We start from the raw sequence: 17640 nt of genomic DNA on the forward strand, positions 1-17640 counted from the left end.
GCGATGGTGAGCACAGGAATGGAACTGGCCAAGCCGCCCGTCAAGGGTCGCGCGCCGGACGGCGCTGGGCCGGCTGTCGAGCCGAGCGATCTGCAATACCTGACGTTCCAGCTCGGCAACGAGACCTTCGCAATCGGCATCCTTTCGATCCGCGAGATCATCGAATACGGCGCGCTGACTGAAGTGCCCATGACGCCTTCGTTTGTTCGCGGTGTCATCAATCTGCGTGGCGCAGTGGTGCCGGTGTTCGACCTGGCGGTGCGATTCGGTCGCGAGCCTCAGAAGAACACGCGCCGCACGTGCATCGTCATTGTCGACGTCACCACGGAGAACGGTGTTCAGGAGATGGGGATCGTCGTCGACGCAGTGAATGAAGTGATCGAAATTCCGCCGACCGAGATCGAACCGCCACCCGAGTTCGGCGCGCGGGTTCGCAGTGATTTCATCAAGGGCATGGGAAAGATCGCCGGGAAGTTCGTCGTACTGTTGGACGTCAACCGTGTGCTGTCGGTGAAGGAGGTCGCGGTGGTGGCGGCACTCGGCCAGTCGGCGGACGCCGGTGTTTGAGCGCCGTGGTTGCTTGCGATGGACGCCTTTCTCGGAGCGCTTTCTGCAGGTCGGGATACGACATGACACGATTTGAATGGAACGACGCCTATCGTGTAGGCGAGACGAAGATCGACGCTCAGCACGAATATCTCTTCACGCTAGCAAACAAGCTCGTCGAAGCGACCGAGAAGCAGGATCTGGTCGGCTGTGCAATGGAGCTCTTCCGCTACGTTCGCGCCCACTTCCGGCACGAAGAATCGGTGATGCGGGAGGTCGGCTATCCCGGCTACGCGGCGCACTACGCCATGCACGAGCAACAACTCGCGCGCCTGTCCGAAATCAGTGCCGACATCCACAACGATCGCTGGACAACTGAGAGCGTTGCGGACTTCATGGAGAACTGGCTACAGGTCCACATCGTCAAGGAAGACACGCGGCTTGCCGGCTACTTGAAGGACCACCCGGGCGCGGGCTGAGCGTGCCGATCGGGGGGCTGGCGCCAAGCCGATAATCGATGCCCGGCGCGCGTGATCCCCGGCGCCTGACGCTGAGTGGACATGCGCTTCGTCCGGCATCGCCCGTCGCATAGAGGGCGTCTGTTTGGCTCGGGGCACCGTCAGCGCGTCATCGCTGGACGGCTGCTTGCGGCTTCGGCCTTTGGCTGCCGTGCGTTCAGGCGTGACAGTGGCGTAGCAGATCCGCCAGGCGCCGGCCTTCCATATCGGGGAACTGGTCGCCGGCGAGCGCGAGTTGCAGCAAGCGATCGAGCCGGAAGCTGCGGAAGTCGTTGCGCAGTTCGCACCACGCACCGAGCGTCCACACCTGCCCCCAGAAGAACAGTCCGAGCGGCCAGACGAAGCGGGTGCTGCGCGCACCCTTCTCGTCGACATAGTCGAAGGCGATGCGCAGGCGCTGATCAACCGCACGGCGCAGTGCTTCGATATGTTGTGTTCCAGGCGTGACGCCAAAGTCAGGCACCAGGAGTGCGGTGGTTTCCAAGCGGGCGCGCAGCGCCGGACCGACCGCCGCGCTGATCTTTTCCAATGCGCTGGCGGCATGCAGCGCGAGCTCGCTGCCGCCCTTGGCACCGACCACGCGGGCGCCAAGGGCGAGTGCCGCCAACTCGTCCGCGCTGAACATCAGCGGTGGCAGATCGAAGCCGGGCCGTAAGCGATAGCCGACGCCAGCCTCGCCTTCCACCGGCACGCCGGAGGTGGATAGATCAGCGATGTCGCGATAGATCGTGCGCTCTGACACCGCGAGCCGCTCCGCCAACTGCGCGGCCGTGGTGAGTCGGCGGCCGCGCAGGATCTGGGTGATCTGGAATAGTCGGTCGGCGCGGCGCATCTGGGGTTCAGCCCATCGGGGTGCACAACTCGATCAGCGTGCCTTCCGGCGCTCGCAGGTAGGCCACCGTCTGCCCCCACGGCTTTATGGACGGTGCCGTAAGGGCGGTTGCCCCGGCGTTGACTGCCTTCTCGAACGCGGCCGGTACGTCGTGGGTCGTGAAGCCCACCTCGATGCCGGCGGGCACCGCGTCGGCATTCAGCGGCCGATACTCGCCGCCCAATGAGGCGGCCGCGACGTCGTGTCGTGCGAACGCCAGCGCCGTCGCACCGGTGTCGAGTTGACCGAACTGCGCGTCGTCGGTGACGAAGGCCGTCGCAAAGCCGAAGGCGCGCTGGTAGAAATCGAGCGCCGCGCGCACGTCAGCGACATAGACGATGGTGTAACCGAACTTCATGGCAGGGTCCTTTCGCATCAGGCTTCGTGCAGGCCGACGAGGTTGCCCTCGGTGTCGATCATATGCGCGAAGCGGCCCATGTCGCCCGGCAGCATGACTGGCGGGAGTGCCACTTTACCGCCGGCGGCCTCCACTCGCGCGAGCAAGGCATCCAGCCCGCAATCAGCGTTCAGATAGACCTTCGTGCCGGTACTCGCGGGCACCACGCCGGGCGCGCGTTGCAAGCAGCCGGACACGCCGGTTCCGTCATACGGGAACACCGCGATCGTGACCTCCGGCCCCATTTGTTCGCGCTGCAGCGGCGCACCGAAAAGCTGCTCGTAGAAAGCGCAGGCGCGATCGAGGTCGAGTACCGGCAGTTCGAACCAGACGACGCGCTGCTGTTGGCGGAGTGCTTTGTCCATGATGTTGCTCCTGTTGCGGTTGAGGTGCAGACAGGATGCAGGGGGGCTCCTGACAGCGTGGTGTCAGGAGGGTGACGGAGGCTCGCCACAAAGCGATTCCGCCGATCCGCTCTGCATACCAACGGGCAAGCCAGGCGTGTGGCGCCGTAACTTGATTGATCGGTTGCGCGGCGTGGCAGTGCCGAGCGGGCGCTCGGACTGCGCTACGTGGCCGAGGCCGTGCGCCGGCGTTGGTGTGCGGCCCCTGGGCTATCGCGATCGCCAGCCGTAGTCGCCGACACGGATGCGCATCGGCGAGGATTTGCAGTGTGACGCGCCTGCCGCGTTCAGAAGCCAACCAGGGTACGCAGCACGGCGAAGCCTGCCCACAGGCCGATGATGCCGAAAGCGATCATTCCGATCATGAAGCCGGTACCGCGTGTGGCAGGGTCGCGCTGGTAGCTGACGGCGTAAAGCACACGGCCGGCGAGGCCGATCAGCCCGGCGAGCATCGCGTAGCGATCGTTCACATAGGCGGCGAACAGCCACAGGGTGGGCAAGAACACCATCGCCCATTCCATCGTGTTGAGCTGGATCCGGTAAGCGCGCTCGAAGTACTCGTTGCCTGTGGTGGCTGGGGCTTTCACGCCGTACTTCTCGCGTGCACGCCCTACATTCCACGCGGTGCCGAACATCAGCAACACGATCAGAAGGGTGGTGCCGGCGGTGAGTGGGTAGTCATGCATGAGGGTTCGGCCCGCGGTTAGAGGGAATGGAGACCTGGTGTTCAGGGGCGCTGGCGCAGCTGTGCAACCGCGGCACGCAAAGCGTCGGGCGTTGCCTCGGCCGGCGACAGCGGCTTGCCGATACTCAGCTCGATCCGGCTGAACAATCCACGCCTGAACGGCTTAGTCATGGCGGGGCCGTCCTTGCGTGAGAAGAAGCTGCCCCATAGCCCGGAGAGCGCCATGGGCACGACGGGGACCGGCGTGCGCTCGACAATCCGGGTAACACCTGCCTTGAAGGGCGACAGGTCGCCACTGTCGGTGATCCGGCCTTCCGGAAAGATGCCGACGATTTCGCCGGCTTCCAGCGTCTTGGCGACTTCGTCGTAGGCGGCTTCGAGCATGGCGGCGTCTTCCTTCGCCGGCGCAATCGGAATCGCCCGCCCTTCCTTGAAGACGAAGTTGATGATCGGCATCTTGAAGATGCGGTGGTCCATCACGAAGCGGATCGGGCGCCGGCTCTCCGCCATCAGGATCAGCGGATCGACGAAGCTGACATGGTTGCACACCACCACGGCAGGCCCCTCGGCGGGGATGTTCTCGTAGCCCTTCGCGCGCACCCGGTAGAAGGTATGCACCAGCAGCCACACCAGCAGCCGCTGCATGAACTCCGGCACCAGGCTGTAGATGAACGCAGCCACCGCGATGTTCATCAGTGCCGCATACAGGAACATCTGCGGGATGCTCGCACCCTGGTTCAGCGCGAAGAACGCATAACCGGCCGAGGCCACCATGAAACCGGCATTCAGGATGTTGTTCGCCGCGACGATGCGCGAGCGGTAGGCAGGCTCGCAACGCGTCTGGATCAAAGCGTAGAGCGGAATCGTATAAAGCCCGCCGAACACGCCGATCAGCGCGAGGTCTGCCATCAAGCGCCACGAGCCCGGCATTGCCACGAAGCCCGCAACATCAATGCCTTGATGCGGCGTTGCGGGGCTCGCGAAATAAAGGTCTACGCCGAACACGGTCATGCCGAGCGATGCGAGCGGCACCAGCCCCAATTCAACCTTGCCGCCCGACGCGCGCTCCGCAAGCAGCGAGCCCAGCGCGATACCGACAATGAAGGTCGACAGCAGAAAGGTTGAAAGATGTTCGCTGCCGCCGATCGTATCCTTCACGAACGGCCCGAATTGCGAGAGCAGCATCGCACCGTAAAACCAGAACCACGAAATCCCCATCATGCCCATCAGCACGGTGCGGTTGCGCGCCGCGATACGCATGTTCTGCGCGATCTCGCTGAACGGATTCCAGTTGAGCTTGACCTGACCCAGCGGCGGTGCCGCCGGGATCGACAGGCTTGCCAGCCAGCCGCTGGCGGCCAGCACGACACATGCGCAGCCCGCCCACATCGGGCCGGTTCCAGGTACTGCGATCAGGAGGCCGCCGATGATCGAGCCGAGCAGAATGGCGACAAAGGTGCCGCTTTCCACCCATGCGTTTCCGCCGACCACTTCGTCGTTGTGGAGATGCTGCGGCAGGATCGAGTACTTCAGCGGACCGAATACCGTGGAGTGCAGCCCCATCAGGAACAGCGCAGTCAGCAGCAGCGGCACGAGTTTGAAGAAGAATCCCGCCGCGGCTATCAGCGCAATGCCGATCTCGGCCAGCTTCACCCAGCGGATCAGCGTTGCCTTGTCGAATGCGTCGGCGATCTGGCCGGCGGAGGCCGAAAACAGGAACATCGGCAGTACGAAGAGGCCCGATGCCACCTGGACCATCAAGGCCGGCGAGAGCCCCATCACCTCGCCACCCTGGAAGGTGATCAGCAGCAGCAGTGCCTGCTTGAGCACGTTGTCGTTGAATGCGCCCAGGAACTGGGTCGTGAAGAGCGGCAGGAAGCGCCGCGTCTTCAGGAGCATCATCGGGTTATGTTCGATTGTCATGTTCTCTTGGGGGCGGGCGCCGGGGGGCTTCCCGGCGCGCCAATTATGCAGTGTCCGGTTGGGAATTCGATCCTTGCGTCACGTCATCCGCGAGGTGACTGATGCACCAATGCGGTGCGTTGTGCAATGCACCAGATCGCCCGCCTAGGGCAAGTACTAAGTTTGACTTCAATCAGCTAAATACCTAAGATTGCGTGGTTTTTCGAGGCGCGCAGATGTTCGCGGCAGTGCAGGGAATGTATAAAGTTATCGTCCTGCAGCTTATGGCCGCACTGATTGGCACCGTTTTAGGAATGGTGGCCTTCGGTACTCGCGGCGCGCTCTCGGCGGCGTTGGGGGGCGTCGCCTGTGTCCTCCCTGCTTGGCTGTTCGCCATCCGGCTCCATGCTGCTTCGAAGCGCCCAGGCGCTTCTTATGCGCTGGCCTTTTTTTTGGGCGAACTGATCAAGATTGCCTTGAGTATCGGATTACTGGCTGCGGCCCGCCTGATTTATCCCGACGTCCATTGGGGCGCGGTGGTCATCGGTTTGGTCGTGACGCTTCAAGCTAACGTTTTCGCTTTTTTGGTTAAAACCTGACATGGCCACCGGACACGAAGCAAGCGCGCCTACCGCGGGCGAGTACATCGTTCACCACCTTACCCATAACAACACCACCGGCCACGCACAGCAGAACATCGTCGACTGGAGCGTTCTCAACGTCGACACGCTGATCTTCTCGGTCGGCCTGGGTCTGCTGACTGTTTTCCTGTTGTGGCGCGCGGCGTCCAAGGCGACCTCCGGCGTTCCGGGGCGTTTCCAGGCCGCCGTCGAAATTCTGGTCGAGATGGTTAATGACCAGGCCAAGGGCATCATCCACAGCGCTGAATCGCGCAAATTCGTCGCACCGCTTGCGCTGACCGTGTTCGTCTGGGTGTTCCTGATGAACTCGATGGACTTCCTTCCGCTCGACCTGCTGCCGATGATCTGGCAGAAGATCAGCGGCAACGAGCACGCCTACCTGCGCGTTGTCCCCACCGCCGACCTGAACGCGACGCTCGGGATGTCGGCCGGCGTGCTGCTCGTCTGCCTTTACTACAACATCAAGATCAAAGGTCTTGGCGGCTGGGTGCATGAACTGTTCGCAGCGCCGTTCGGCGACAAGTGGTTCCTGTACCCGATCAACTTCCTGATGCAGATGATCGAGTTCGCCGCGAAGACGATTTCGCACGGCATGCGACTGTTCGGCAACATGTACGCAGGCGAGCTGCTGTTCATGCTGATCGCGCTGATGGGCGCCGCCTGGGGTACGTCGGGTGTCGCGGGTCCGCTGCTTTGGGCGGGCCATGTGCTGGCGGGCTCCGCCTGGGCGATCTTCCACATTCTGATCGTTGCACTGCAGGCCTTCATTTTCATGATGCTGACGCTTGTTTACGTCGGTCAGGCTCACGAAAGCCACTGACACTAGCGTTGCACCGAAAGCAGTAAGTTTTTTGATTCAACCCCACTTTTTCTGAAATAGAGGAGTCGTCATGGAACACGTTCTTGGTTTCGTTGCTCTGGCCGCTGGTCTGATCATCGGTCTCGGTGCTATCGGTGCCTGTATCGGTATCGGCATCATGGGCTCGAAGTACCTCGAAGCGTCCGCCCGTCAGCCCGAGCTGATGAACGCCCTGCAGACCAAGATGTTCCTGCTGGCCGGTCTGATCGACGCTGCGTTCCTGATCGGTGTCGGTATCGCGATGATGTTTGCCTTCGCCAACCCGTTCAAGCTCTGATCCGGTTCATTCCTTCCACTGATTCGGGAGTGATGCCGTGAATCTGAACGCAACGCTGTTTGCCCAGCTCGTTGTGTTCTTCGTGCTGGCGCTGGTCACGATGAAATTCGTGTGGCCGCCGATCGCGAAGGCACTCGACGAGCGTGCGAAGAAAATCGCCGACGGGCTCGCCGCTGCGGACAAGGCCAAGACCGATCTCGCTCTGGCCGAGAAAAAGGTTGTCGACGAACTGCGCAAGGCGCGCGAGTCCGCAACCGATGTCCGTGCCGGAGCCGAGAAGCAGGCTGCCGCTCTGATCGATGAAGCCCGTAGCGAAGCGACACGTATTGTCGCTGCCGCCCGCGAGGCCGCCGAGAAGGAAGCTGGCGCCGCCATGCAGAAAGCCAAGGAAGGGTTGCGCGAGCAAGTCGCCCAACTCGCCGTGGCCGGTGCAGAGCGGATCCTGCGCAAGGAAATCAACGCCCAAGTCCACGCCGACCTGCTGGCCAACCTGAAACAGGAACTGTAAGACGCCATGGCCGAAAACGTCACCGTCGCGCGCCCTTACGCCGAAGCGGCGTTCAAGCTGGCACGTGAAGCCAACGCTCTCGAAGCGTGGGCTCAGGCGCTAGCGCGCCTGGCGGCGGTCGCAGGCGAACCGCGTATCCGGGAAAACCTCGGCGATCCGCGCGTCACGGCTGCTGAAGCCGCACGCGTATTCGTCGAGGTCGCAGGCGACCTCACCGCCGACCAGAAGAACTTCGTCAATGTGCTTGCTGAAAACGAGCGCCTGATTGTTCTTCCGGAGATCCTTTCGCTTTTCGTCGCGCAGAAAGATGCGCACGAAGGCGTCAAGGATGCCTTGGTGAGTTCCGCTTTCCCGATTGATGCCGCAACGCTTGCGCGCCTGGTTGCCGACCTTGAAAACCGCTTCAAGGCAAAGGTCAAGGCTACCGTGCAGATCGACCCTGAACTGATCGGCGGAGTGAAGATCGCCGTCGGCGACGAAGTGATCGATGCCTCGGTCCGCGGCAAGCTGGCCGCGATGGCCGCCGCGCTACAGAATTAGGAGCTCTAGGTATGAACCTCAACCCGTCTGAAATCAGCGATCTCATCAAGAGTCGCATTCAGAACCTGCAACTGGGGGCGACGGCGCGCAACGAAGGCACCGTGGTTTCCGTGACCGACGGCATCTGCCGTGTGCACGGTCTGGCAGACGTCATGCAGGGTGAAATGCTCGAATTCCCGGGCAACACCTTCGGCCTCGCGATGAACCTTGAGCGCGACTCCGTCGGCGCCGTGGTGCTGGGCGAGTACGAACACATTTCTGAAGGTGACACCGTCAAGTGCACCGGCAAGATTCTCGACGTTCCGGTTGGCCCTGAGCTGATCGGCCGCGTCGTGAACTCGCTGGGTCAGCCGATCGACGGCAAAGGCCCGATCAACGCGAAAGAAACCGACAAGATCGAAAAGGTCGCGCCGGGCGTGATCTGGCGCCGTTCGGTGTCGCAGCCTGTTCAGACCGGCCTGAAGTCGGTCGACTCCATGGTGCCGATCGGCCGTGGTCAGCGCGAGCTGATCATCGGCGACCGTCAGACGGGCAAGACCGCCGTCGCGGTTGACGCGATCATCAACCAGAAGGGTCAGAACATGATCTGCATCTACGTGGCGGTGGGCCAGAAGGCCTCGACCATCGCCAACGTGGTGCGCAAGCTGACCGAGAACGGCGCGATGGAATACACCATCGTAGTGGCCGCATCGGCCTCCGAATCGGCAGCCATGCAGTTCATCGCGCCGTACGCCGGCTCGACGATGGGCGAATACTTCCGCGATCGCGGCATGGATGCGCTGGTGGTGTATGACGATCTGACCAAGCAAGCTTGGGCCTATCGTCAGATCTCGCTGCTGCTGCGCCGTCCGCCGGGCCGTGAAGCTTACCCGGGCGACGTGTTCTATCTGCACTCGCGTCTGCTTGAGCGTGCCGCTCGTGTGAACGAGGAGTACGTCGAGAAGTTCACGAACGGTGCCGTGAAGGGAAAGACCGGTTCGCTGACCGCTCTGCCGGTTATCGAAACGCAGGCTGGCGACGTTTCCGCGTTCGTTCCGACCAACGTGATCTCGATTACCGACGGCCAGATCTTCCTTGAGACCGATCTGTTCAACGCCGGCATCCGTCCCGCAATCAACGCAGGTATTTCGGTTTCCCGCGTCGGTGGTGCAGCGCAGACCAAGGTCATCAAGAAACTCGGCGGCGGTGTGCGTCTCGCACTGGCGCAGTACCGTGAGCTCGCAGCCTTTGCCCAGTTCGCGTCGGACCTCGACGAAGCCACCCGTAAGCAGCTTGAGCGCGGTCGTCTGGTGACCGAACTGATGAAGCAGGCGCAGTACGCCCCGCTGTCGGTTGCCGACATGGCCGTCACGCTCTTCGCGGTGAACAAGGGTTACTTCGACGACGTCGCGGTCAACCGTGCGCTCGCCTGCGAGTCCGCCATGCAACAGCATGTGCGTAGCCAGGCTGCGGATCTCCACGCCAAGATCGAACAGACCAAGGACCTCGACGCCGACGGCGAAAAGGCTCTGGCTGCCGCGCTCGACGCCTTCAAGAAGACTTGGCAGTAAGAGGCGGAGAGCGACATGGCGGGCGGAAAGGAAATCCGTAACAAGATCAAGAGCGTGCAAAACACGCGCAAGATCACCAAGGCCATGGAGATGGTGTCGGTATCCAAGATGCGTCGCGCTCAGGAGCGCATGCGTTCGGGCCGCCCCTATACCCAGAAGATTCGCCGGCTTGCCGCCAACCTCGCGCTTGCGAACGTCACCGACTACCGGCATCCGTTCCTCGCCAAGGTCGAGAATCCCAAGAAGGTGGGGCTGGTGCTCATCTCCACCGACAAGGGACTCTGTGGCGGTCTCAACACCAACCTGTTCCGGATGGCGGTCAACCGCCTGAAAGAATGGGAAGAGGCTGGTGCGAACGACATCCGCGTGACCTGTATCGGCAACAAGGGCTTGGGTTTCATGCAGCGCATGGGTGCGAAGGTCATCTCGCACGTCACGCAGCTGGGCGACACCCCGCACCTTGAGCGTCTGATCGGTCCGGTCAAGGTCATGATCGATGCCTACCTCGGCGGGCAGGTTGAGGCGGTCTACATCGCCTTCAACCAGTTCGTTAACACGATGAAGCAGGAGCCGCGGATTGTTCAGCTGCTCCCGCTCACCGGCGAGAGCATGGGTACTCCGGACAGCTCGTGGGACTACATCTACGAGCCGGATGCGCAGGCGGTGATCGACGAGGTGATGCTCCGTCTGGTCGAGGCGGCGGTCTATCAGACCGTGGCCGAGAACATGGCGTCCGAGCAGAGCGCACGCATGGTGGCGATGAAGGCTGCGTCCGATAACGCGGGCAACGTGATCAAGCAACTCCAGCTGGTCTACAACAAGACCCGTCAGGCAGCGATCACCCGCGAGATCTCCGAGATCGTCGGCGGCGCCGCGGCGGTGTAACGGTTTTAATGATTGGGGAAAGACGATGAGTCAAGGAACCATTGTTCAGTGCATCGGCGCGGTGGTGGACGTTCAGTTCCCGCGTGATTCGATGCCGAAGGTCTTCGAAGCGCTCCAACTGGATGCCGCCGAAGATAACGGTCTGGTCGAATCTGGCCTGACCCTGGAAGTTCAGCAGCAGCTGGGCGACGGAGTGGTGCGCACGATTGCCATGGGTTCGTCCGATGGCCTGCGTCGTGGCATGAAGATCAACGCGACCGGCGCCGGCATTTCGGTGCCGGTGGGTCATGGCACGCTCGGCCGCATCATGGACGTGCTGGGCCGTCCGATCGACGAAGCCGGCCCGATCGCTGGCGACGAGAAGCGCGTGATCCACCAGGCCGCGCCGAAGTTCGACGAGCTGTCGCCGTCGGTTGAGCTGCTCGAAACAGGCATCAAGGTTATCGACCTGATCTGCCCGTTTGCCAAGGGCGGTAAGGTTGGCCTGTTCGGTGGCGCCGGCGTCGGCAAGACCGTGAACATGATGGAGCTGATCAACAACATCGCGAAGCAGCACTCGGGTCTCTCGGTGTTTGCCGGTGTTGGTGAGCGTACCCGTGAGGGCAACGACTTCTATCACGAGATGAAAGAGTCGAACGTTCTCGACAAGGTCGCGATGGTGTTCGGCCAGATGAACGAGCCGCCGGGCAACCGTCTGCGCGTCGCGCTGACCGGTCTGACGATGGCAGAGAAGTTCCGCGACGAAGGCCGCGACATCCTGCTGTTCATCGACAACATCTATCGCTTCACGCTGGCCGGTACTGAAGTGTCCGCGCTGCTGGGCCGTATGCCGTCTGCGGTGGGCTATCAGCCGACCCTGGCGGAAGAAATGGGCCGCCTGCAGGAACGCATCACCTCGACCAAGGTGGGTTCGATCACGTCGATCCAGGCCGTGTATGTGCCTGCGGATGACTTGACCGACCCGTCGCCGGCGACGACCTTCCTCCACCTCGACTCGACCGTCGTGCTGTCGCGTGACATCGCTGCGCTGGGTATCTACCCGGCGGTCGATCCGCTCGACTCGACCTCGCGTCAGCTGGATCCGCTGGTTGTTGGCGAAGAGCACTACCAGACCGCGCGCGCTGTGCAGGCCACCTTGCAGAAGTACAAGGAACTGCGCGACATCATCGCGATTCTCGGTATGGACGAACTGGCGCCGGAAGACAAGCTGCTTGTCGCCCGCGCCCGTAAGATCCAGCGCTTCCTGTCGCAGCCCTTCCACGTTGCTGAAGTGTTTACCGGTTCGCCCGGCAAGTACGTGACGCTGAAGGACACCATCAAGGGCTTCAAGATGATCACCTCTGGCGAGTGCGATGCGCTCCCGGAACAGGCCTTCTACATGGTCGGTGGCATCGAAGAGGCTTTCGAGAAGGCCAAGACGCTGCAGTAAGGCGCAGGTTTGCGCGCTCCGTGTAAGCGGGGCGCGCGACCTAGAGCGGAGAAAAGCAAATGGCAATGACGGTTCATGTCGACGTGGTCAGCACCGAAGAGCAGATCTTTTCGGGTCTGGCTGAAGCTGTCGCGCTGCCGGGTGAAGCGGGCGAGCTGGGCATCCTGCCTGGCCACACGCCGCTGCTGACCCGGATCCGTCCTGGCGCGGTGCGTCTGAAGCTGCCGAACCAGGAGCACGACGAGCTGATCTTCGTCGCTGGCGGCGTCCTTGAGGTGCAGCCGGGTTTGGTGACGGTGCTTGCGGACACGGCAATCCGTGGTCGCGATCTGGACGAAGCCAAGGCGATGGAAGCCAAGCGTCAGGCCGAAGAGGCGCTGTCGAACCAGGAGTCGAAGCTCGACTACGCACGTGCCCAGGCCGAACTGGCCGAAGCCGCTGCGCAGCTGGCGATGATCGAGCGGATGAAGAAGCGCGGTCACTGATTCGCGGACAAACGCAAAATCCCAACAAGGGCAGCGAAAGCTGCCCTTGTTCATTTCCGCTTACACCCGGTGACGATCAACCCCCGAAAATCCACCCGGTCGGCGCGCGCCGCGACAGGCATACTTAGTTCGCCGCGTAACCAAACAGAAGCGCACAGCTCGAACGCGGCATGAACAACGGACCTGCTGCGAATGACACGACATCCTGCGCCCCCACGCCCCCGGCTCTTTGCCATCACCTGGCCGATCTTCTCCGAACACCTGCTTCATGCCTCGGTTGGCCTCCTGTTCGTATGGCTGACCGCGCGGATCTCTGACGACACCGCTGCCGCATTCGGTCTGTCGAACCAGATCATGGCGTTCTTCATCATCCTGTTCCGGCTTATCGGCGTTGGTGCGAGTGTGGTGATTACGCAGTATCTGGGCGCGGGTGATCGCAAGGGGGCGGAACGCATCGCGCGTGCGAGCCTTGCGGCCGCGGTGTGGCTTGGCCTGCTATCGGCCGCGATCGTCGGCTTTGGCGCCGGCCCGCTGCTGAGTCTGATGAAGCTGCCGCCGGCGTTGCGGCCAGAAGCCCAGCCCTACCTCGTGATCCTCGGTGTGGTACTCGCGGTCGATGCAATCATCGCGACCATGTCCTCAGTGCTGCGGGCCTACACCTTCACCCGCGATACGCTGCGTTTGATGCTGGCGATGTACGCCCTCTCGCTGCTCGCGGGCCTACCGTTGATGTTCGGCTGGGGGCCGGTGCCGCGCCTGGGTTTGGTCGGGATCGGACTTGGCTTCCTGCTTGCACGGGTGGCATCGCTTGCGATGCACATCTGGCTGTGGCGGCAGCGTCTGGCCGTTACGCCCAGCAGAACGGACTGGCTCATCGTGCGGCGGGCCGAACTTGGAGAAATGGCGCATATCGGTCTGCCGGGCGCCGGCGAGAACGTCGCCTATCGCATCGCGTTTACCTGGGTACTGGCCTTCGTCGCTGCCATGGGGTCGGGCGAACTGGCGACTCATACCTACCTGCTGCAAGTCAGCTATTTCATCCTGCTGACTGGCCTGGCGATCGGCTTTGGCACCGAGATCGTGGTCGGGCATCAGATTGGCGCCGGCCACCTGCATGACGCGAACCGCGTAGTACGTAAAGCCTTGCTATGGGGCTTTGCCGCGTCGACAACGCTGGCGCTGCTCGCTGCGCTTTCGGGGAAAGCGATCTTTACGTTCTTTACTGACGATCCGCGAATCATTGCCGCAGGGAGTCAGTTGCTGTGGGTGGTGGTGTTGCTGGAACCGGGGCGGACATTCAATCTGGTCGTGATCAATGCACTGCGCGCCACCGGCGACGCGCGTTTCCCGGTGGGCTTCGGCGTCTTCTCGATGTTCGGCGTGGCGGTGGGCGTAGCGTGGCTGCTGGGTGTGCATGCCGGTTGGGGCCTGCTTGGCGTATGGCTCGCGATGGCGGCAGATGAGTGGGTGCGCGGCATTGCGATGTTCATCCGCTGGCGACTGCTGGCATGGGTGCCCCATGCTCGCGCGACACGCCGCCGAATTCAGGCGCAGCAGCCGTGCTACCCGGAGCCGGTTCAGGCGACCTGATGTGCGTCAATCGGTTGGCAGGAAGAGGGTCTCTTTGACCTCTTCCATGACCACATAGCTGCGCGACTCGGCCGCCGCGGGCAGGCGGTTCAGAACGTGACCCAGCAGGCGCCGGTAGTCCGCCATCTCGGTAATGCGCGCCTTGATCAAGTAGTCGTAGTCGCCGGATACGAGGTGGCATTCCATCACCTCGGGCAGCCAGGCCAATGCGCGCTTGACCTCGTCGAACAGCTCGCCGGATTTCGACGCGAGCCGGATCTCTACGAACACGAGAAGGTTGAGCCCGAGCGCGCGCGGATCGACCCTCGCATGGTACCCGGTAATGACCTTCTCGCGCTCCATCCGCTTCACCCGTTCGGCGACGGGGGTGGTCGACAGCCCGACACGTTCAGCGAGTTCCGTCATCGTGACGCGGCCGTCCTGCTGCAGCACATCGAGGATCTTCCGGTCGATCTTATCGAGTTGGCGCATATTTCCCTGTTCATGTCGCGCATGCCCGAAGATTGGGCGCAAAGACCACTTTAATGCACCTAAACGTTAGTGAATAGCACTGCCTTGGCGTCAATAGACTAGCAACATCAAAGTCTGGCTAAGGGATTGGCGATGAAAGTCTTGGTTCTTGGTGGTGGCGTGATCGGTGTCAGCACCGCCTACTACCTCGCTCGTGGTGGCGCCGAGGTTACGGTGATCGATCGGCAAGCTGGCGTGGCTCTTGAAACAAGCTTTGCCAATGCGGGTCAGGTGTCGCCAGGCTACTCGACGCCCTGGGCGGCGCCCGGGATTCCGCTCAAGGCCATGAAGTGGCTCTTCCAGAAACACGCCCCGCTGGCGATCCGCCCGGACGGCAGTCTGTTCCAGCTGCGCTGGATGTTGCAGATGCTGGCCAACTGCAACACCCGCAGCTACAGCGAAAACAAGGCGCGAATGTTGCGACTGGCGGAGTACTCGCGCGACTGCTTGCGCGAGCTGCGCAGAGAGACGGGCATCACCTACGAGGAGCGCAGCCGCGGCACCCTGCAGCTATTCCGCTCGGAAGCCCAGGTGGACGCGGCGCAGCGCGATGTGCAGGTGCTACGCGAGCTAGGCGTTGAGCATGAGCTGCTCGATCGCGCTGGTCTGGCGACCGCGGAACCCGCACTGGTCCGCGTATCGGATCGTCTGGTCGGCGGGCTGCGCCTGCCTAACGACGAGACCGGCGATTGCCAACTCTTTACTGCGCGCCTCGCTGCACTGGCGGCGGGGCTGGGTGTCCGCTTCCAAATGACTGCCACGATCGATGGTTTCGACGTGGAAGCCGGGCGCATCAGCGCGGTGCGCGTGGGGGGCGAACGCCTCACCGCAGATCGCGTCGTGCTCGCCGCAGGCAGCTACTCGCGAGGCCTGTTGAAATCGATAGGTGTGAGCATTCCGGTCTATCCGGTGAAGGGCTATTCGCTCACGGTGCCCTTGATCGACGCCGAGCGCGCACCGGTTTCGACCGTGCTCGATGAGACCTACAAGATCGCGATCACCCGTTTCGACGACCGCATCCGCGTTGGCGGGATGGCGGAGCTGGCGGGCTTCGACCTGGGTCTCAATCCGAAGCGCCGCGCCACGTTGGAGATGGTCACCCATGACCTCTTCCCGGGCGGCGGCGATCTACCTCGCGCGGAGTTCTGGACCGGCTTGCGCCCGATGACGCCAGACGGCACGCCGATTGTTGGGGCCACACCGATTCAGAACCTCTACCTTAACACTGGGCACGGCACCCTCGGCTGGACGATGGCGACTGGCTCCGGCCAGCTGATGGCGGACCTGGTGCTCGGGCGGCGTCCGGCGATTCGCGCCGACGACCTCTCACTTGCACGCTACGCCTCGCCGCGTGACGTTGCCGCTGTCACGCCGGGCACCGTAACGGCCTGAACTCACAGGCCCGGCGCCTGCACCAACGCGGCGCATCGCAGACCTGACAGGACGCCCCACCCACGTGGGGCGTTTTCATTTGGGCGGCCGGATCGCCGGCAGGCGGGTATCGCCACGCGGTGTACGGCCCGGAACTCGGCGGTCGCGCTGCGCTGCAACCCGGGTCAGCTCAAACCGGCCTCACTTTTCCCTGCTGCCCCGCCTTGCCTGGCACGCCCCTTGCGACACTGCCTGTGCAGGTGTCCGGATACGTACATTCCGCGCTTTTCGGTGCCCCGCGCTGGGGCATAATGCCCGACGCCTTGCCGCATTGGGTAACATGGCGCGGCCGTTGGGCGATCCGGATGCCCGCTTGGGTGGATCGTCGTTGACCCCCGCTCGTATCGTTATTCAACGCGACGCGGCCGCACCGGCTTGCCGGACGGCGCGTGCGCATTTCGATCAGCCTTGCACCAGTTCGTTTTCTCAACAGGAGGAACAGCTCATGAAGAAGACCGTTATTGCCCTCGCCGTATTGGGGCTCGGAATTTCCGCCGCCCAGGCCCAGGAAGTCATCAAGATCGGCCACGTCGGTCCGCTGACCGGCAACATCGCGCACCTCGGCAAGGACAATGAGAACGGCGCCAAACTGGCCGTTGAGGAATACAACGCCAAGGGCATCAAGATCGGCGGTAAGGCAGTCAAGTTCGAACTCATCGGTGAAGACGATGCGGCCGACCCGAAGACGGGCACCACGGTTGCGCAGCGCCTGGTCGATGCCGGCGTGAAGGGCGTTGTCGGCCACCTGAACTCGGGCACCACGATCCCGGCTTCGCGTATCTATGATCAGGCTGGCATCCCGGTCATCACGCCGTCGGCGACCAACCCGAAGCTGACCCAACAGGGTTACAAGGGCGTCTTCCGTACCATCGCCAACGACGTGCAGCAAGGCGCTGTGATCGGCAAGTACTCGGCGCAAAAGCTGGGCAAGAAGGTCGCCATCATCGATGACCGTACGGCCTATGGTCAGGGCCTCGCGGACGAGGTGGACAAGGGTGTGAAGGCTGGCGGCGGCACCGTGGTTGCACGTGAGTTCACGAACAACCAGGCCACCGATTTCATGGCGATTCTCACCAAGATCAAGGCCACCAACCCGGATGTGATCGTCTACTCGGGCATGGACGCGCAAGGCGGCCCGATGCTCAAGCAGTTGAAGCAACTGGGCATCACCGCAAAGTGGATCACCGGCGACGGCGGTTGCACCGGCGAGATCATCAAGCTGGCGGGCGATGCGATCGGCCCGAACGACTATTGCACCCAGGCTGGCCTGCCGCTCGAGCAGATGCCGGGCGGCAAGGACTTCAAGGAGCGCTTCAAGAAGAAGTTCGGCGCCGATGTTCAGATCTACGCGCCGTATGCGTACGACGCTGCTGCCGCGATCATCGAGGCAATGAAGAAGGCAAACTCTTCCGATCCGGCGAAGTACCTGCCGGCGCTGAAGGCCAGCAACTTCAAGAGCGTAACCGGCACGATCGCGTTTGACGACAAGGGCGACATCAAGAACGGTGCTGTCACCGTCTATCAGTTTGAAAACGGTGCCTGGAAGGCGCTGAAGAACTGATGTGCCGAGGTGCGCACCGTCCGGTGCGCACTAACGCGGCTTGACCCAGCG

20 protein-coding genes are annotated in these 17640 nt (G+C 62.6%); 14 read left to right on the forward strand and 6 right to left on the reverse strand.

The genetic code is table 11. The features are described from left to right. The first annotated feature begins 18 nt into the window (after nucleotides 1–18). Nucleotides 19–567 (forward strand): chemotaxis protein CheW, encoded by a 549-nt coding sequence (locus JY500_RS01025; RefSeq protein WP_206254765.1) that lies wholly within the window; start codon nucleotides 19–21, stop codon nucleotides 565–567. Nucleotides 568–629: 62 nt separating this feature from the next. Further along, nucleotides 630–1025, forward strand: a complete 396-nt coding sequence (locus JY500_RS01030; protein ID WP_206254766.1) for a bacteriohemerythrin — start codon at nucleotides 630–632, stop codon at nucleotides 1023–1025. 196 nt (nucleotides 1026–1221) lie between these two features. On the opposite strand, the gene JY500_RS01035 is transcribed toward JY500_RS01030, so the two are convergent. The 5 genes from JY500_RS01035 to JY500_RS01055 all read right to left on the reverse strand — a co-directional run bounded on the left by JY500_RS01035 (nucleotide 1222) and on the right by JY500_RS01055 (nucleotide 5344). Beyond that, a complete protein-coding gene (locus JY500_RS01035) occupies nucleotides 1222–1896 on the reverse strand; it encodes a helix-turn-helix transcriptional regulator (protein WP_172201707.1) in 675 nt (224 codons plus the stop codon). A gap of 7 nt (nucleotides 1897–1903) precedes the next feature. Beyond that, entirely contained in the window at nucleotides 1904–2293 is a 390-nt protein-coding gene (locus tag JY500_RS01040) for a VOC family protein (protein ID WP_206254767.1), read from the reverse strand. A gap of 17 nt (nucleotides 2294–2310) precedes the next feature. After that, nucleotides 2311–2697, reverse strand: a complete 387-nt coding sequence (locus tag JY500_RS01045; protein WP_206254768.1) for a VOC family protein — start codon at nucleotides 2695–2697, stop codon at nucleotides 2311–2313. Nucleotides 2698–3023: 326 nt separating this feature from the next. Further along, nucleotides 3024–3422 carry an MAPEG family protein gene (locus JY500_RS01050; protein WP_172201702.1) on the reverse strand — a complete coding sequence of 133 codons (399 nt, stop codon included), beginning with the start codon at nucleotides 3420–3422 and terminating at the stop codon, nucleotides 3024–3026. A 41-nt stretch (nucleotides 3423–3463) separates the two neighbouring features. Further along, complete coding sequence (locus JY500_RS01055; RefSeq protein ID WP_246479734.1) at nucleotides 3464–5344, reverse strand: MFS transporter; 1881 nt, start codon at nucleotides 5342–5344, stop codon at nucleotides 3464–3466. Nucleotides 5345–5580: 236 nt separating this feature from the next. Here JY500_RS01055 and JY500_RS01060 point away from each other — a divergent pair, with 236 nt between their 5' ends. The 10 genes from JY500_RS01060 (at nucleotide 5581) to JY500_RS01105 (ending at nucleotide 14087) form a co-directional block, all read left to right on the forward strand. Beyond that, nucleotides 5581–5922 (forward strand): ATP synthase subunit I, encoded by a 342-nt coding sequence (locus JY500_RS01060; protein WP_172201701.1) that lies wholly within the window; start codon nucleotides 5581–5583, stop codon nucleotides 5920–5922. Between the two features lies 1 nt (nucleotide 5923). After that, the gene (atpB, locus tag JY500_RS01065; RefSeq protein WP_206254769.1) at nucleotides 5924–6784 is read left to right on the forward strand and encodes a F0F1 ATP synthase subunit A; all 861 of its coding nucleotides are present in this window, start codon (nucleotides 5924–5926) and stop codon (nucleotides 6782–6784) included. 70 nt (nucleotides 6785–6854) lie between these two features. Beyond that, nucleotides 6855–7100, forward strand: a complete 246-nt coding sequence (gene atpE, locus JY500_RS01070) for a F0F1 ATP synthase subunit C (RefSeq protein ID WP_148579106.1) — start codon at nucleotides 6855–6857, stop codon at nucleotides 7098–7100. Between the two features lie 37 nt (nucleotides 7101–7137). Beyond that, on the forward strand, nucleotides 7138–7608 hold the full coding sequence (locus tag JY500_RS01075; RefSeq protein ID WP_172201699.1) for a F0F1 ATP synthase subunit B: 471 nt from the start codon (nucleotides 7138–7140) through the stop codon (nucleotides 7606–7608). A 6-nt stretch (nucleotides 7609–7614) separates the two neighbouring features. Next, a complete protein-coding gene (locus JY500_RS01080) occupies nucleotides 7615–8148 on the forward strand; it encodes a F0F1 ATP synthase subunit delta (protein ID WP_206254770.1) in 534 nt (177 codons plus the stop codon). An 11-nt stretch (nucleotides 8149–8159) separates the two neighbouring features. Next, nucleotides 8160–9698, forward strand: a complete 1539-nt coding sequence (gene atpA / locus JY500_RS01085) for a F0F1 ATP synthase subunit alpha (RefSeq protein ID WP_172201697.1) — start codon at nucleotides 8160–8162, stop codon at nucleotides 9696–9698. A 15-nt stretch (nucleotides 9699–9713) separates the two neighbouring features. Next, nucleotides 9714–10583 (forward strand): F0F1 ATP synthase subunit gamma, encoded by an 870-nt coding sequence (atpG, locus tag JY500_RS01090; protein ID WP_172201696.1) that lies wholly within the window; start codon nucleotides 9714–9716, stop codon nucleotides 10581–10583. Between the two features lie 25 nt (nucleotides 10584–10608). Next, the gene (gene atpD, locus JY500_RS01095; protein WP_172201694.1) at nucleotides 10609–12012 is read left to right on the forward strand and encodes a F0F1 ATP synthase subunit beta; all 1404 of its coding nucleotides are present in this window, start codon (nucleotides 10609–10611) and stop codon (nucleotides 12010–12012) included. A gap of 59 nt (nucleotides 12013–12071) precedes the next feature. Continuing rightward, nucleotides 12072–12497: a F0F1 ATP synthase subunit epsilon gene (locus JY500_RS01100; protein ID WP_172201692.1), complete on the forward strand. Its 426-nt coding sequence runs from the start codon at nucleotides 12072–12074 to the stop codon at nucleotides 12495–12497. A gap of 192 nt (nucleotides 12498–12689) precedes the next feature. After that, complete coding sequence (locus JY500_RS01105; RefSeq protein WP_206254771.1) at nucleotides 12690–14087, forward strand: MATE family efflux transporter; 1398 nt, start codon at nucleotides 12690–12692, stop codon at nucleotides 14085–14087. Between the two features lie 6 nt (nucleotides 14088–14093). Here JY500_RS01105 and JY500_RS01110 read toward each other — a convergent pair whose 3' ends face one another. Then, nucleotides 14094–14558: an Lrp/AsnC ligand binding domain-containing protein gene (locus JY500_RS01110; protein ID WP_172201688.1), complete on the reverse strand. Its 465-nt coding sequence runs from the start codon at nucleotides 14556–14558 to the stop codon at nucleotides 14094–14096. A gap of 132 nt (nucleotides 14559–14690) precedes the next feature. On the opposite strand from JY500_RS01110, the gene JY500_RS01115 reads away from it, so the two are divergent. Beyond that, a complete protein-coding gene (locus tag JY500_RS01115; RefSeq protein WP_206254772.1) occupies nucleotides 14691–15989 on the forward strand; it encodes a D-amino acid dehydrogenase in 1299 nt (432 codons plus the stop codon). A 484-nt stretch (nucleotides 15990–16473) separates the two neighbouring features. Then, the gene (locus tag JY500_RS01120; protein ID WP_172201684.1) at nucleotides 16474–17589 is read left to right on the forward strand and encodes a branched-chain amino acid ABC transporter substrate-binding protein; all 1116 of its coding nucleotides are present in this window, start codon (nucleotides 16474–16476) and stop codon (nucleotides 17587–17589) included. The last annotated feature ends 51 nt before the right edge of the window (nucleotides 17590–17640 follow it).

It is taken from the genome of Niveibacterium microcysteis, assembly GCF_017161445.1.
Classification (GTDB): Bacteria; Pseudomonadota; Gammaproteobacteria; order Burkholderiales; family Rhodocyclaceae; genus Niveibacterium; species Niveibacterium microcysteis.